General features: G+C 64.9%; 14 protein-coding genes. 7 read left to right on the top strand and 7 right to left on the bottom strand.

Going from position 1 to position 15,475, the window contains the following annotated elements:
* Position 1: 1 nt before the first annotated feature.
* The 4 genes from A8V01_RS18535 to A8V01_RS18550 form a co-directional block, all read right to left on the bottom strand.
* Positions 2-571 carry a cupin domain-containing protein gene (locus A8V01_RS18535; RefSeq protein ID WP_103097753.1) on the bottom strand — a complete coding sequence of 190 codons (570 nt, stop codon included), beginning with the start codon at positions 569-571 and terminating at the stop codon, positions 2-4.
* A gap of 14 nt (positions 572-585) precedes the next feature.
* The gene (locus A8V01_RS18540) at positions 586-1,443 is read right to left on the bottom strand and encodes a phytanoyl-CoA dioxygenase family protein (protein WP_103097755.1); all 858 of its coding nucleotides are present in this window, start codon (positions 1,441-1,443) and stop codon (positions 586-588) included.
* A gap of 13 nt (positions 1,444-1,456) precedes the next feature.
* Entirely contained in the window at positions 1,457-2,539 is a 1,083-nt protein-coding gene (locus tag A8V01_RS18545; protein WP_146037313.1) for a DUF3089 domain-containing protein, read from the bottom strand.
* A 137-nt stretch (positions 2,540-2,676) separates the two neighbouring features.
* Positions 2,677-3,603, bottom strand: a complete 927-nt coding sequence (locus A8V01_RS18550; protein ID WP_103097757.1) for a LysR family transcriptional regulator — start codon at positions 3,601-3,603, stop codon at positions 2,677-2,679.
* Between the two features lie 190 nt (positions 3,604-3,793).
* Here A8V01_RS18550 and A8V01_RS18555 point away from each other — a divergent pair, with 190 nt between their 5' ends.
* The 5 genes from A8V01_RS18555 (at position 3,794) to A8V01_RS18575 (ending at position 7,698) form a co-directional block, all read left to right on the top strand.
* Complete coding sequence (locus A8V01_RS18555; protein WP_170065985.1) at positions 3,794-4,954, top strand: LLM class flavin-dependent oxidoreductase; 1,161 nt, start codon at positions 3,794-3,796, stop codon at positions 4,952-4,954.
* Between the two features lie 8 nt (positions 4,955-4,962).
* Positions 4,963-5,550, top strand: a complete 588-nt coding sequence (locus A8V01_RS18560; RefSeq protein ID WP_146037314.1) for a cupin domain-containing protein — start codon at positions 4,963-4,965, stop codon at positions 5,548-5,550.
* Positions 5,551-5,575: 25 nt separating this feature from the next.
* Positions 5,576-5,866, top strand: a complete 291-nt coding sequence (locus A8V01_RS18565) for a DUF1330 domain-containing protein (RefSeq protein ID WP_036527016.1) — start codon at positions 5,576-5,578, stop codon at positions 5,864-5,866.
* A gap of 165 nt (positions 5,867-6,031) precedes the next feature.
* The gene (locus tag A8V01_RS18570) at positions 6,032-6,448 is read left to right on the top strand and encodes a c-type cytochrome (protein ID WP_245892713.1); all 417 of its coding nucleotides are present in this window, start codon (positions 6,032-6,034) and stop codon (positions 6,446-6,448) included.
* Complete coding sequence (locus tag A8V01_RS18575) at positions 6,445-7,698, top strand: MFS transporter (RefSeq protein WP_103097763.1); 1,254 nt, start codon at positions 6,445-6,447, stop codon at positions 7,696-7,698. Before A8V01_RS18570 ends, A8V01_RS18575 begins: the two co-directional genes overlap by 4 nt.
* Here the strand turns inward: A8V01_RS18575 and A8V01_RS18580 are convergent.
* Positions 7,684-8,601, bottom strand: a complete 918-nt coding sequence (locus tag A8V01_RS18580; RefSeq protein ID WP_170065986.1) for a LytTR family DNA-binding domain-containing protein — start codon at positions 8,599-8,601, stop codon at positions 7,684-7,686. The genes A8V01_RS18575 and A8V01_RS18580 overlap by 15 nt on opposite strands.
* A gap of 242 nt (positions 8,602-8,843) precedes the next feature.
* Here A8V01_RS18580 and A8V01_RS18585 point away from each other — a divergent pair, with 242 nt between their 5' ends.
* Positions 8,844-10,301 carry a flavin monoamine oxidase family protein gene (locus A8V01_RS18585; RefSeq protein ID WP_103097767.1) on the top strand — a complete coding sequence of 486 codons (1,458 nt, stop codon included), beginning with the start codon at positions 8,844-8,846 and terminating at the stop codon, positions 10,299-10,301.
* A 148-nt stretch (positions 10,302-10,449) separates the two neighbouring features.
* Positions 10,450-12,642, top strand: a complete 2,193-nt coding sequence (locus A8V01_RS18590) for a TonB-dependent receptor (RefSeq protein ID WP_103097769.1) — start codon at positions 10,450-10,452, stop codon at positions 12,640-12,642.
* 137 nt (positions 12,643-12,779) lie between these two features.
* On the opposite strand, the gene A8V01_RS18595 is transcribed toward A8V01_RS18590, so the two are convergent.
* Positions 12,780-13,784 carry a zinc-binding dehydrogenase gene (locus A8V01_RS18595; protein ID WP_245892714.1) on the bottom strand — a complete coding sequence of 335 codons (1,005 nt, stop codon included), beginning with the start codon at positions 13,782-13,784 and terminating at the stop codon, positions 12,780-12,782.
* Positions 13,784-15,403, bottom strand: a complete 1,620-nt coding sequence (locus tag A8V01_RS18600; RefSeq protein WP_103097774.1) for an FAD-binding oxidoreductase — start codon at positions 15,401-15,403, stop codon at positions 13,784-13,786. The genes A8V01_RS18595 and A8V01_RS18600 overlap by 1 nt, the downstream gene beginning before the upstream one ends.
* Between the last annotated feature and the right edge of the window lie 72 nt (positions 15,404-15,475).

The following is a 15,475-nucleotide window of genomic DNA, read 5'->3' on the forward strand; positions in this document are numbered from 1 at the left end:
TTTATTCGGACCACACCTTGCTCATGTCCGAGCTGCCGACCTTGGGGCAGCCCTCCTTCGGCAACTGGACTGCGACCATGAACGAGCCTTGCGGGCCGGACTTCGAGATGTGTCCTTCCCCGGTGCAATCCTCGGCATAGGCCAGATCGCCGTGCTTCAGTTCGTACTCGGTCCCATCATGCAGACCGATGATCATGGAGCCGAACAGCGGGATCAGCAGCGTCGGGTTGTTGGCGACATGGAAGCCGAAACCCGCATTGGGCTGCGATCCGCCAAGGGTCACGCGAAAGGCGGTGCGGCGCAGCAGCGTGGCGATTTCCTGCCCGCGCGGCTCGACCACATCGAGCTGTTCTGCGCGGGTGAGCCCGTCCGGGCCGGAGTAGAGGTGAAACACCCGCTTGATCCAAGGCATCGGGTCGCCGGTGCCCTTGAACTCCATCGGAAAGCCCTGCCCCGGCAGTGGCTTGACCGCAGCGGGAGTCTCGGCGGCATCGGCGTAATGGGACAGCCCCATCATGGCCATGAGCATGCCGCCACCGGCGAGGAAATCGCGCTTGCTGTGCGTCGTCATCGCGGGCGCCCTCCTCAGGCGGCTTCTTGGCGCGACGGCGTAAAGGCACGCGGCTCGCTGTCGGGGCGGTGCCAGATCAGCGGCAGGTTCTCGCTGGGAGCGGGATGCACGCCTTCAGGCTGGGCAAGCACGTCGACGCCCGGCACCGGCGTCAGTCCTTCGCGGGGGCACCAGTAGCTGTCATCGCCGATCATGCGCATGGCAAGTCCGGTCCGCGCAAGGGTGTCGGAATCGTTGCCCTTGGAATAGTGCGGAATGTCGACGTGGAACAGCACCGCGTCGCCCGGCTCCAGATCCCAGGTGACGAAACGGAACGGGAAGCCGGGGTTGTCGCGTTCAGCCTGGAAGTCGGGGAAGCGGAACGTGCCGTCGCCCGCCGGACCGAAGCGCGAACCCGTTTCGATGCAGAACTTGTGATAGCCCGCAACGAACTCGATCTGGCCGTTCTCCTTGTTCACCGGCGACAGGGCGACCCACAGATTCGGGATCATCGTGCCGGTGAAGGGCCAAAGGTGGTCTGCATGCCACTGCATGATCGAGGGCGAAAGCGGCGGCTTGCGGAACAGGTGATCGTGGAACATCTGCACGTTGTCCGCGCCGATCACCCGACCGACGATCTCGCCCGCTGGCGAATTGAAGACGAAGTCGCGGAACGGCCCCGGCTTGCGCCACAAGTGCGCGACCGAGATCATCGCCCCGTGCGAAGGGCCGGTCTGACCATAAGCCTCGGGATCGCTCTCAACCGCGCGCGCCGCTTCCTGCATCTTGGCGATCCATTCGGCGTCGAACATCTGGCGCAGGCAGACCACGCCGTCACGGGCGTAATCGTCGATATCCTGCTGGGTGATGGGATTGAGAGGTTCCTTGTTCATCGTCTTTCTCTTCTCAATGTGTGGAGGATCGGGGCCTTGATGGCCCGGAGTGAGCGGCAAGCCATGCGCGGGCGCGCAGGATCGCGTTCTGGCGCACGTCCTCGTAGAAAAGGCCGAGGTCGTGATAATGCATGCTGTCGCCCGGCAGCGGCTTGAGGCCGAGCGCCGGATCAGGATCGACTACCAGCAACCCGCGCTCGCATTTCGCGGAGACGGCGCGGGGGACGATGGCCCTGACGGCGCTCTCGTCCGGCGCGCCAGGGACCGCGCCCTTCGCGGCATCGCGCAAGGCGGCTGGCTGCGAGCGATCGAATGTCAGCGGGTTGATGCAAAGTATCGTAGGGTCCGCGCCCTGCGGCAGCACCGTGCGGTTGTACCCTTCGGCAAACGACGCCGTCTTGACGAGGTCCGCGCTCGGCAGGATCGAACTCCAGTGGACTACGCAGCCGGTGCTGTCGGGCTTGTCGCACATCTTGAGCTTCGAGCCAGGCCGATCATACTTGGACTCCGGGAAGGTGATCCCCACGTCGTAAGCCGCGACCATCCGTGCGGCGAGGGCCTTGCCGTCGATCTCCTCGTCCAGAAGCCGTTCGAGATGCGCGGCGCCCTGACTGTGACCAACGAGGATGAACGGGCGCCCCTTGTTGTAATGGTCAAGGTAATACTGGAACGCCCGCTTCACGTCGCCATAGGCAAGCGCGAAAGCGTCATCCCGGATCTTCCCGCCTTCCTTCTGCGCGCCGCTGGTTGCCTGCCGATAGCGCGGAGCAAAGACGCGGCAGCAGCCGTTGAACACCCCGCCCTGCCGCGCGATCACGCTGCCGTCGGTCCAGCCGTTGGTCGCCTTGTCCGACACCGGCTGGTTGTAGCGGTCCATCGAACGGTCGGTCGTCGGGTGGATGTAGAACACATCGACCGGCAGGTTCTGCCGCGCCGTGGCTCCGGGAGCGACCGCTGCGGCAGCGCCCTCGTTCTTGCCGTCAGCCGCCCAGCTTGATACGCGGGCGTAATCGGGCGCGGGCGGAACTTGCGCCATAAGCGGCGCAGCAGTGGCAAGGCCGGCGATGGCCGTCAGGATTCGAAATAGAGGCTTCACGTCCGCTCGTTCTCTTGTCTGAAGAGGAGATGGAGCCGGGATTCGGAAGGCCTCGCCGATCCGTCACGACCCCTTCAACCTGATCGGACGAAAGCGGGTTGAAAAGCTTACAAATCTCGGCAGGCGATAGACTTTCCTTATACTGTAGCGGTCAGGGCACGATCATTGCGGTGGGCGTGCCGCAACTGCGTGGCGAACCGGCGCACCGACGCGCTCTTGTAGCTGCCGTGAACGCTGAGCAGACCTACGGCCGGCGCCTCGACGCGGGTATCAGGCACGCGGCACAGCGTCCCCGCCTCAAGTTCCGCCGCAACAAGATCGTCAGGCAGCATGCCCAGCAATCCACCGTCGAGCACCAGCGATCGGATCAGGTTCATCGAACTGGAACGGACCGCCGCCTTGGCGGGCGTCATCCCCAGACGCTGCAGCATATCGAGCAGGCCCTTGGCCTCGTCCTGATCGGGGGCAAGATTGGGGACTGCAACTTGCGCCCAGTCATGCGGGGCGAGCGGCTGGCCGGACGCAATCTCGGCGAAGATCGGGTGATCGGGCCGCGCGAAGACAGAGTAGAACTGGCGGACCAGCGGATCGAAGTCGAACTCTTCGTCACCCGGATCAACGCTGGCGTTGGCGCAGAAGGCCAGGTCGATCTCTCCCTGCCGCAGTCGCTCATGCAGTTCGGAACTGTATCCCTCGACGATGCGCAGGGCAACGTCGGGGTCGGTTTCGCGGAATTGCGCCACAGTGCGGGAGAACTGGGCATTCACCATCACAGGATGAATGCCCAGTTCGATGATCTGGGCGCGGCTGCTGCGCTCTACTTCGGCGAGCAGACGGTTCTGTTCGCTGACGATCAGGCGGGCACGCACGATCAGGCGTTCGCAGGCATCGGTCGGCTTGATGCCGCGCGGGCCGCGAATGAACAGCGAAAGGTTCAGGCTTTCCTCGAGCTGGCGGATGCTCCAGGTCAGTGCCGGCTGCGACATTCCGAACATTTTCGCGGCCTTGCGAAAGCTGCCGGACTCGTAGACCGCGATCATCCGCTCGAGTTTGGCGATGTTCATTGCTGCCTCCTTCGTGGCGTGTGGGCCCGACGATCGATCAAGCCTATAAAGAAGAGTAATAGATAATTTGGATTATCCGCCCTGCGAAGGGATGGCACGGCATGGGTTCACCCAACCTGCGGCCGCGCCCAGTGTGATCGGTGCCGAAACGGGGCGCCGGTGCCGCGCGCCGCCCTTACGGAGCCGTCCCATGTCGCTAGAAATCCTCGGAGTCCTGCTCCACCGCAATGCATCGGAGATCAGCCGAGGGGGCGGCCCCGCGTTCGACGTCGAGATGATCGGCAAGATGGCGCGGGCTTTCGACGAGAACGACTTCGACCGCGTCCTGATCCTGCAGAACTCCTATGCGCCGGACCCTTTCGCGATCGCCAACTATGCTGCGGCAGTGACGCAAAACCTGGCTTTCATGGTCGCGCACCGCCCCGGATTCATCGCGCCCACCATGGCGGCGCGCATGTTTGCCACGCTTGACAACCTGAGCGGCGGCCGCGCCGGGGTTCACGTCATAACGGGCGCCAACGACACCGAACTGCAGTGCGACGGAGACTTCCACACCAAGGAAGAACGTTACCATCGCAGTGCCGAATACGTGGAAATCATGCGAAAGGTGTGGTCAAGCAGCACCCCGGTGGACCACAACGGCACCTACTACCGGTTCAACAGCGCCTTGTCCGAACTCAAGCCGGTAAACGGTGCGATCCCGGTCTACTGGGGCGGCTCTTCACCGCTCGCGCTGGAAAAGGGCGCCGAAGTCGCCGACGTCTACGCCATTGGGGGGCTCAAGCCGGTGGACCAGATGGCTGGCGCCGTCGCCCAGATCCGCGATGCCTGGGCGCGCACCGGTCGTCCCGTTCGCATCCAGACTTCGGCGCGCGTGATCATCGGCGACACTGAGGAAGCCGCGTGGAAGGCCGCCGCCGACGTGATCGAGGCATTGCGCGAGACTGCGCTTGAACAGCAGCGCAAGATTGCCGGCAGCGATGAGGCTCTGAGCACCGGCATGCGGCTGGACCCAAGGCTGGCTACCACCAAGGGCGGTTCGGGGCGTGATGAACTGGAAGCGATCGCGGGCGGCAAGGAACTGCTGGACAAGCGGCTGTGGACCGGGATCACCAAGGCTTCGATCAGCTTCTCCACGCCGATGCTGCCGCCCGCGCTGGTGGGTACGGCGGAGCAGGTCGCCGATGCGATGATGGACTATTACGCCATGGGCATCACCGGGTTCCTGATCCGCGGCTTCGACCTTTACGACGACATCGCCCTGCACGGCCGAGAGTTGATCCCCACGCTGCGCCGCCTTGCCGCCGAGCACGACGCCCGCGTCGGCCAGGCCCGGACCCAGCTGGCGTGAGGACCATCATGAAGCGCTTCATCCCCATTTTCGCCGCAGCGTTTCTGTCCGGAGCCTGTTCCGCTGCCGATCGCCCGGCCTCCACGCCGCCACCGGTTTCGCCGCTATCGCCCGGAGCCGACGCTTTTCGCGTGCTCCACATGTACGGCGGCGACGATGGCGAATCCTACCTTGAGATCAAGGAACTGCCGCGCACCGGCGGCGTCCCCGGAAAAAGCGTGCAGACGCGGCTTTACGCCACCGATGTGGAAATCGGCGACGCGCTTCCTGGCGACTTCATCGACTTTCATGGCGTATCGACGCCGCGCTTCCTGATTGTCCTGTCAGGGCAGCTGGAAGTCGGCTTCGGAGATGGATCCAAGCACGTGCTGTCCAAGGGCGATATCGTGCTGGCCGACGATGTAACCGGGCGCGGCCACACATCGCGCACCATCGGCACGGAACCGGTGCGCATCCTCACCGTGCGGCTGCCCAAGGACAACAGCTTCCAGCCCAAACTCAGTTCGTGCCCTGACGGCATGCCCGTGGAGCAGTGCGTCAGTGCCCGGCTCTACGGCAAGCAGGAAGCCGGCAAGGCTCCGTCCGACAAGAAGTAACCCACACCCAACCTAAGGAATCGACGTGGCAGCATACATCGTAGCAACCGTGGTCATCACTGACGCCGAAAAGTTCGGCGCCTATGTGAAGGCCATCGCCGGCCTCAGCGAAAAACACGGCGGCGAATACCTCGTGCGCGGCAAGGTGAGCGAAGTGCTCGAAGGCGACGTCAATCCCGACGAGCGCGTCGTCGTTTCGCGCTTTGAGACCGAAGAAGCCGCCCTCGCCTATGCAAAGAGCCCGGAATACAAGGCTGGCGCAGCGCTGCGCGAAGGTGCCGGCACCGTCCAGACGCGCCTGATCATCGCGCCCTGAGGCAGCGATATCGTCTGACGAAATGACGAAGGCCGTCCGCATCGCGGGCGGCCTTCGCATTTGGTTCATCGGCAGGCGGATAGAGTCCCGGCGAACCACCTGACCGACATGGTGATCAGCTATATGGATCATGCGCGGGTAGTGATTTTACGAGGTACACGAGAGATGAAAGCGCTTCGCGGTCTGGCCGCAACTCTTCCGCCGGCAGGTATGACGCTTACGGGTCTGACCATGGGCCTGTTCCTTGCCGTGGCCCCCGCCTCGGCCCAGACGGCCAATGCGCAGGCGGGCAAGCGCCTGTTCATGCGCTGCCAGGCCTGCCACTCGACGGCGGCGGGTCAGCCCAACAAGGTCGGCCCCAACCTCAACGGCTTCTTCGGCAAAAAGGCCGCCAGCCGCCCCGGCTTCCGCTTTTCGCCGGCTCTGACCAAGAGCGCCGTCAAATGGGATGACAAATCGCTCAACGCCTGGCTTGAACGACCCAGCAAGCTGGTTCCGGGCACCACCATGGCCTTCCCCGGCATCGCCAAGCCGGAAGACCGCGCGACACTGATCGCCTGGCTCAAGACCGCGACGAAGTGAGCAATACGGTGGGGAGCGCGGGCGAACCCCGCCGCGGAGAATTCGCCCGAGGCTGGAAGATCGTGCTGGCCGCGACGCTGGGCGTCGGCCTTGGCCTGTCCCCGATGCCGGTCTATACGCTAGGTATGCTGGCCCCGGCGCTGGCCGCCGATTTCGGCTGGTCGATCGCGCAAGTGATGGGCGTCATGTCGATTACGACGCTGACCGTCGTTCTCTCCGCGCCGCTCACCGGCCTGCTCACCAACCGTTTCGGCGCCCGCAACGTTGCCCTGTGCTCGGTCGTGCTGTTCGGCCTTGGCGTGTTGTCGCTGGCGTTTTCCGGCGGCTCCATCCTGGGCTTCTACCTGACCTGGGGCTTCATCGCGCTGGGAGGTGCGGGCACCCTGCCGATCACCTGGACGCGCCTCGTCAACGAACATTTTCATCGCAACAAGGGACTGGCGCTGGGTCTGGCGATGATGGGATCGGGGCTGTTCGGCATTTTCGCCAAGCCTTACGTGCGCTGGCTGATAGAGCAGTGGGGCTGGCGCGGCGCATTCATCGGGCTTGGCCTGCTGCCGCTGGTTCTGGCGCTTCCGGCCGCCTTCGTCTGGTTCCGCACACCCGAATCGCCTGCGAACGAAGCTAGCGCGCCCGCCGTCCCGATGGGCGGCATGACCACGGCACAGGCCGTGCGCGACTGGCGCTTCTGGCTGCTGGCGCTGGCGCTGGTGCCGATCTCTTTCGCGCTGGGCGGCGCAGTGCCCAACATGGAGGGCATCCTGCACGCCGGGAAGCTGGATAGCGGCACGATCGCCTCGCTGACGCCGCTGATCGGCCTGTCCGCAATCATCGGCCGCCTCGTCGGCGGCTGGCTGCTCGACCGGTTCTGGGCGCCCGCGATCGGCACTATCCTGCTCGCGCTGCCCGGCCTGTCCTACTGGAGCCTGATCGGCGCCACGATCGACCCGCAGGCGGCCGGTATCTCGATCTTCCTGATCGGCTTCGCGCTGGGCATCGAGTACGATTTCATCGCCTTCATCGTCGCCCGCTATTTCGGGATGAAGCACTACGGCACGATCTATGGCTGGCTCTATATTCCCTTCGCCATCGGCGCCGGGTTCGCCGCGCCGGTGTTCGGGCATGACTTCGACGTCAACGGCAGCTACGTCCTGTCACTGAGTTGTTCGGCCGTTGCGCTGCTGGTCTGCGCAGGGTCGCTGCTGCTGCTTGGCCCCTACCGCACGTTCGAGGCGTCAGAACGCGCCTGACGCAAGTCCTGACGACATTGCCCTCGACGAAGGTGCGGCCTGCAGGAACCCTGCCTGCTGCACCGTCTGCCGGAAAGACCGGCTGACCGGCACTTCCAGCCCGCCCTGCAGCACCAGCCGGGGCGCTGCCGCGCTCCCCGCCACCCGGACCACCGCGCCCGATGCCACCCAGAAGCTGCGGTGGACCTGCAGGCCGCGCCCGCCCAGCTCGCTCACCGCCTGCGACAGCCGGTAGAGGATCAACGCATTGCCCGCACTGGTGTAGACGCGCAGGTAATGCTGTTCGGCCGCCAGTGCGAGCACGTCGCCGCGCAGGCTCACCGGCACCCTGGTCATGAACGGCAGCACGCTTTCCACGCTAACCGACGTGGACGGCGCTTCCGGCAAACGCGGCCGATAGCCGAAACAGGGCATCTTCCAGAGGTGGAAAAGCATCAGGTTGATCAGCGGCCATTCGATGTAGCCATAGATGTGCGTCTTGAAGAACAGCGCCGCGTCCAGCCGGATCTGCGGCATCGGGCGCGTCATCGGCAGGTCGGGGAACATCGCCAGATAGGCGTGGACCCATAGCTTGAGCGCCCCGTCCGAGGGAAGCGAGGCCACGACGACTCCGATCACCAGCGTCGCCCACAAGGGCATTCCCCAGCCGCGCAGCGGCCGCGCAAGCGCACGGGTGACGATGTCATTGGCCCACCAGCCGCAAAGCGACAGGCCGATCCAGAAGGCGATCGCGTGTTCCTTGGGCCAGGCAACCGTGCGCCCCGCTTGCGGCCATCCGGCCACGAAGCCCAGGAACACCGGTACGCCGATGAAATGGACGCAAAGCTGCCACGGAGTGAGCCCGAACAGCAGCGGCTCGTCCGAAAGCCAGAACCCCCTCGTGAACATGCGGTGACCTGCCATGCCGAATCCCCGTATCGCTGCCCCGAACCGTTGCCTCTTCATTGAAACGGGCCGATCCTGCGGGTTTGCGGGCCCCGACTCCGTTCGTGCAACACGAATGACGTTCGTGAAGGCCCGTCCGCGCATCAATGGCGTTCAGGAATTTTGATCGCCTGCCGGGAACGCTTGATTGCACCGGCCCCGCAGCACCCGTCACCCTGCGTCCAGAACACCATCCATGACACTGGCCAGGGAGGCCCACCTTGAATCGCGAACTTTCCCGTCGGACCCTGCTTGCCACCGGCATGCTGGCTGCCGCCGCCGCCTACCTGCCCCGCATGGCCTTCGCCGCCGAGAAGACCGACGTGGTGGTCATCGGCGCCGGTCTGGCCGGGCTCAATGCCGCGTTGCTACTCGCCGAGAATGGCTGCCGTGTTACGGTACTGGAAGCCGGCAGGCGCATCGGCGGCCGCGTCTTCACCTCGACCGAGATCGAAGGCAGCCCTGAACACGGCGCATCGCAGATCGGTCGCTCCTACGCCCGCGTCCTCGACCGCTGCGAAGCGCTGGGCGTGAAGCTGGCGCAGGGCTCCAACATCTACGACAATTATGCCATCTCGCTCGACGGGCAACTGATCCGCCCCGGCCAGTGGGAGAACCACCCGCTCAACAAGACCGTGGGTGCGGAACGCGGCGTCGTGCCCTTCGCGCTCGGCAGCTATTACCTTGCCAAGACCTATCCCTGGAACACGATGGACGGCTGGGCCTCGCCCGAGGCGCTGGCGAACTACGACGTATCCGAGGCAGACTACCTTCGCCGCGTGGGCGCATCGTCCGCCGCGATCGACCTTGTGGCGCGCGGATACGGCGACGGTGACCTCGATGCCATTTCCGCGCTCACGCTGATGCAGGAAATGGGCCGTGCCAAGTTCGAAGGCAAAGGCGTGCCGACTTCGGCCAAGCAGGACCGTTTCCAGCAGGCCTCGTTCCTGTCCTACCGCATCCTTGGCGGCTCCTCGCGCCTGACAGACGCAATGGCGGACGCGCTCAAAGGCGCGGTGCTGACCGGCAAGCAGGTTACCGCCATCGACATGACCGAGACCGGCGCGACAGTCACCTGCGGCGACGGGTCCAGCTACAAGGCGGATTACGTTATCTCCGCCCTGCCCTTCACCGCGCTGCGCAAGGTCGCGGTGACGCCCGCGCTCACCGGCGGGCAGGCGGATGCGGTCAAGCTGATGCCCTACAGCGGTCAGAACCAGGTCTGGCTGCGCGTCAAGGCGCCCTATTGGGAGCAGGACGGCATCGAAGGCTCGATGTGGACGGACGGCCCGGTCAGCATGCTGCGCCAGTCGATCGCGCCCGATGGGTCGCGGGACAGCGCCGTCGCGATCACCAGCGGGGTCAAGGGCGACGCGCTCGATCGCATTCCGGCGAAAGAGCGGGGCGAATATGTCCTTTCCGAACTGGCGCGGATGCGGCCCTCCACCAAGGGCAAGCTGGAAGTGCTGGGCGTCTTCTCGTGGAAGCTCGACCCGCTCATCCACGGCTGCCGCCACGGCTACCACCCCGGCCAGATGAAGGCATTCCGCCCGACGATGGCCCAGCCGCATGCCCGGATGCACTTCGCGGGTGAGCATACGCGCCTGATGGAAGTGGGTATGGAATCGGCGATGGAGACCGGCGAGCGCGCCGCTCTGGAAATCCTCGACCGCATCTGACCACACGACAGACCGAATTCCCGACCGCCCGCAAGGGCGGCGGGACGGCGCGCGCCTGCATCACCGGCAGCGCGCCAAGCGCCGGGCACCAGAACCCGGCCTCAAACGACGCAGACGGAACAAGGTTCAGCACAAAGGGGGAAGTACCATGATGAATGCCAGAATCCTGCTAGCCGCAGGAGTATCGCTTGCCACGCTCATCCCAGCCGTCGCCCATGCGCAAGTCGAGGACATCGTCGTCACCGCGCGCAAGGAAAAGGAAACGCTGCAGGAAGTGCCGATCTCGGTCGCCGCCTTCGATCAGGAGGTGATCGCCCGCTATGATATCTCCGATCTTGAAGACATCGCCAAGCGCACGCCCAACTTCACCTTCTCCAACAACCTGGGGCTGTACGGCGGCGTCCCCGTGATCCGCGGCATCGGCGCGCCGCGCACCGGCAGCAACGCATCGGTCGGCCTGTTCATCGACGGCGTCGACACAGGCAACGCGGGCGGCATCAGCCTGCAGTCTTTCGACGTCGAACGCATCGAAGTTGTGCGCGGGCCGCAGAGCACCCAGTTCGGGCGCGGGGTGCTGGCCGGCGCGATCAACTATGTCTCGCGCCGCCCCAACCTTGAAAAGATCGAAGCCGAGTTCGGCGGCGAGATCGCGGAATACGGCATGTACCGCGTGGAAAGCCGCGTCAGCGGCCCGGTGGCGAATGGTCTGGCGTTCTCCATCGCGGCGCAGCGCCGCAGCTTCGACGGCTTCTACAACGACGCCAACACCGGCGACGACATGGGCAATTCGGACAGCACCGCCCTGATCGGCGGTATCCGCGCCCAGTTCGGCGCGGAAAAGCAGGCCGAACTCTACGTCCGCCTTGCCTATAGCGATGAACACATCGGCCAGCCTGCCTGGCATCAAGTGGCCACCAACACCCAGACCGGCACCCTCGCCAGCCAGCGCTGGTACGTCGGCACTCTGAAGGGCGATCCCGACCAGCTGGGCAGCAACGCAGCCGATTACGGCAACATCGACCTCAAGTATTATCGCGCCGCCGCCCACTTCACTTACGACTTCGGGGGCGCCACCTTCTCGTCGATCTCGGCGTATAACCGCAGCAGCCAGAAGCAGGACGTCGATTCCGACTTCACCGCCAATCCCGACCTGCTTTCCGGCTCCACCCTGCTCGGCAACTTCCGTAGCGCGCTGGATGTCGATGTGGAGGATTTCAGCCAGGAACTGCGGCTGCAATCGTCCGGCAGCGGCCCGTTCAAGTGGCTGATCGGCGGTTACTTCCGCACGGAAGACTATACCAGCGACGACTATTCGCCGACCGCCGCGCAAGGATCTTCCAGCGTGCTGGCGCCTACGCCCAACATCCTGACCCGCGATACGAAGACTTACGGCGTTTTCGGATCGCTCAGCTACGAAATTACGCCGGGCCTGACCGTGTCGCAGGAACTGCGCTATTCGGAGGACAAGATCTCCGAAACCTCGCAGCCCCGCACCGCCGCCGTGGCGGGCGCTTTCGGCGCAACGTTCAGGAACTGGCTGCCGCGCACCATCGTCGAATGGCAGGCGACGCCTGACCACATGCTTTACGCCAGCCTCGCCAAGGGCAACAAGCCGGGCGGCTTCAACAACGCCGCAGGCACCGGCTTCAGCGCGGTGCCCGACGAGTACAAGGCTTACGGCGAAGAGGAAATGTGGAGTTACGAAGCAGGCTTCAAGACCGCCTGGTTCGACCGCAAGCTGACCTTCAACGCCTCTGTCTTCCACCTCGAATGGTCGGACATCCAGGTCAACTCGCAAGTGCAGGTCAACGGCTATCCGGTGGGCATCACGCTTAACGGCGGCAAGGCGCGCGGCACCGGCGCGGAGATGGACCTGCACTTCCAGCCCAACCCCGGCTGGGAAGTCTATGGCGGCCTTGGTTACGCGCCGATCCGCATCCTCGACTACGTGGACAGCCGCGTACGCAATGCCGGGATCACCACCGACGGCAAGGACCAGCTTGCAGGCAGCCCCGACTGGACCGGCAACGCGGGCGTGATCCGCAACATCGAACTGGAAGACGTGGGCACGCTGTTCCTGCAGGGCGACGTCAGCTATCGCAGCACGACGTATGCAACCGAGGCAAACCTGGCCGAAACCGGTTCCAAGACCACGGTGGACGTGCAGGTCGGCCTGCGGCGCCCCGGCATTCGCGCATCGCTTTACGTGAACAACCTGTTCGACGACAAGGCGGTGCAATCGGCCCGCGCTTACGTCAACCCGACCAATTACGCGCGCAGCTTCATCGTGCAACTGCCGAACCGCCGTCAGGTCGGCCTGCGGTTGTCGCTGAAATATTGATGAGAATGCCTTCCCGAGCGTGCTCGGGGAGGTCCTGCCGACGAAGTCGGTGGCGGAGGGGGAATATCCCGCGCCTCTCGCCCTCCACCACCCTTCGGGCGGCCCCTCCCCGAGCGTGCTCGGGGAGGGAACGGGGCTTATCGAAGGTCCACGATAACCTTGCCCATAGAGCGGCCGGACAGCAGCCGTTCCACAGCATCGAACACGCCCGGCAAGCCCAGGAAGCGCTCCTCGTCGAAGCAGACCTTCAGCTTGCCTTCGTTGTACAACGAAAACACCTCTTCCCGCGCAGGCGACCAGAACTGCGACAACAGTCCGTTCATGAAGCCGCGTACCGAGGCGCCCTTGTAGTAAAGCTTGTGCGCGATGCGCGGGGCGGTGACGATCTCCGGCCGCCCTTCAAGGTCCGACGCCGCACCGCCGACTACCACGCGCCCGTGCGGCGCCACGTTGTCGAGGAAGGCGTCGAAGATTTCACCCGAAACCGTGTCGATCGCCACGTCCAGCCGGTTGGGGTATTCGCGCGCCAGCACTTCGGGCACCGATTCCGAACGATAGTCGATCACCCGCGCCGCGCCGAGGCTGCGTGCGAAATCCGACTTCACCGCCCCGCCACAGACCGCCACGACCTCGCAGCCCTTGAGCGCGGCAAGCTGCACGATCAGGTGCCCAAGCCCGCCTGCCGCCGCCGAAATGGCAACGACTTCGCCAGGCTTCGCCTGCCCGACATGGAACAGCGCCATCCACGCCGAAACGCCGGTGGAGGCAAGCGCCAGCCACTCCGGGCTGTCATCCGCCACTTTCACGAAATGATCGCGCGGGGCGATGTTGTACTGGCGATAGCCGCCCGGAAAGCGGGTGGTCACCACCGCATCGCCGGGGGCAAGATCAATCACGCCATCGCCCACCGCCTCGACCGTGCCCAGAGCTTCCACGCCGGTCAGCGTCGGCAGGCCGATCTTCACGTAGTCCACCGCATTGCGGGCGATCTGCGTATCGAAGATGCCGTTCACGCCCGCATACTGGTTACGCACGCGCACTTCACCGGGGGCCGGATCGCGCAGGTCAAGATCGACGATGCGCGCGGCCTCGCGGAAGCTCTCGCCGAACTGGGCAAGCTGAACCGCCTGATAGGTCGTCATCAGGCCTGCCCTTCCGGGAAACCCAGCACGCCGGGGTTGAACAGCCCCTTGGGGTCAAGATGCCGCTTGAGCGTGTCGAGCAGCGCCGTGAACGCCGGATCGCGGCTCTCGCGATAAGGATATGTGCGCCCGATCTGGAAATGGCCGGTACCATACCGCGCGCAGATCGCGACCACGCCCTTGCGCAGGAACTTCACCGCCTCGGTTGCCGCCGGGTTTTCGGGCCGCTGCGTCAGACGCGCGACGTGCGAGGCTTCCATCGATTGCTCGTGGATGGGACGCCATCCGGTAGGCCAGAAGAACACCGGTTCGATGATCAGCGCATTGCTGGCCATGCCGGTGAACAGGAAGCCGGTGTGGATTTCGTGCTCGGTGAAAAGCGATGCGTTCTCGGCGTAGAACTTCTGGATCTCTGTGAAGATTTGCGGCGCGGTGGACAGCGGGCAGACCCCGTGGACCGGAATCCATGCCTCGCCGGTCGGGCCGACCATTGAGTTCAGCGGCGGGAACGGGTTGGCGCGGATGATCCTGGCGATCGAATTCTCGATCTCCGTCCCCTCGAACTGGCGTGCGATGCGGCGAGCTTCGGCCATGTCGAACGCCACCGCGTCCTTCGATCGCCCTTCCGCGATGATGTGGAGCGGATAGTCGCCCTTGGGGATGAAGTTGCGCCCGCCCAAAGCCACCTTGGCGGCCGACAGCAAACCCTTGCCGAGCGACTTTTCCTTGCCGATCACCGCGCCCAGCGTCTTCACATCCGACAGCAGCGACATGCGCTTCATGCGCACTTCAGTCAGGCCGGGGTCGAAGGCGCACATCTCGCACGCGATCCCGGCGCGCGACATTTCGCCCATCGCCTCAAGCAGCTTCTCGCCGCTGGGGAACGAGAACGAGGCGTAGTCCTCGTGCGCAGGGGCGGTGATCAGGCGGAAGGTGACTTCGGCCTTGATGCCCAACGTGCCGCAATCGCCGCAGAAGATGCCCGCCAGGTCGGGACCGAAGTGGCGGTAGAAGGGATGCTCGCCGCCTTGTCCCCGCGCGCCCGTGCGGATCACTTCACCGGTGCCGGTGACGACCGTGAGCGCGACCACGCTTTCGCTGCTGGTGCCGTACTGGCTGGCGCCGAACATGGCGTTAAGCTGCGACAGGCCGCCGCCGATCGTCGAAGTAAGGCCCGACATCGGCCCCCAGAACGGCGTGCGCAGCCCTTCCTTCGCCAGCGCCTCGTTCAACTGAATCCAGCTGACGCCTGCCTGCACCGTCACCGTCATGTCGGCACGGTTGACCTCAATCACCCGGTTCATGCGCAGCGTGTCGATGGAAACCGTGTGGCCGTTGGCAGGGACGTAAGCCGAAGTATAGCTCATCCCCGCACCGCGCGGTGCGATGGAACAGCCCGCGTCCCCGATGACCTTGACGACTTCGGCCAGTTCCCCGGTCGTTGCAGGCGCCACGATCAGCGCCACGACTTCGTCGGCGCGCGACCAGATATCCTCGCTGTGCAGCTTGCGCTTCGCCTCGTCGACGGTGACGTTTTCGGCCCCGACGATCGCGGCGAGGCGTTCGGCCAGTGCCGGGGTTGCGGTCGGTTCGGGAAGCGTTGCGCTCAGCGGGTCCATCGTCGTGCTCCGGTGATTAATCGTGATTTACTGCTGTCAGGTTGGGTTGATCACGCAAAGAGCCGCAGGGCG

The organism is Novosphingobium guangzhouense, assembly GCF_002896965.1.
In the GTDB taxonomy this organism is placed as follows: domain Bacteria; phylum Pseudomonadota; class Alphaproteobacteria; order Sphingomonadales; family Sphingomonadaceae; genus Novosphingobium; species Novosphingobium guangzhouense.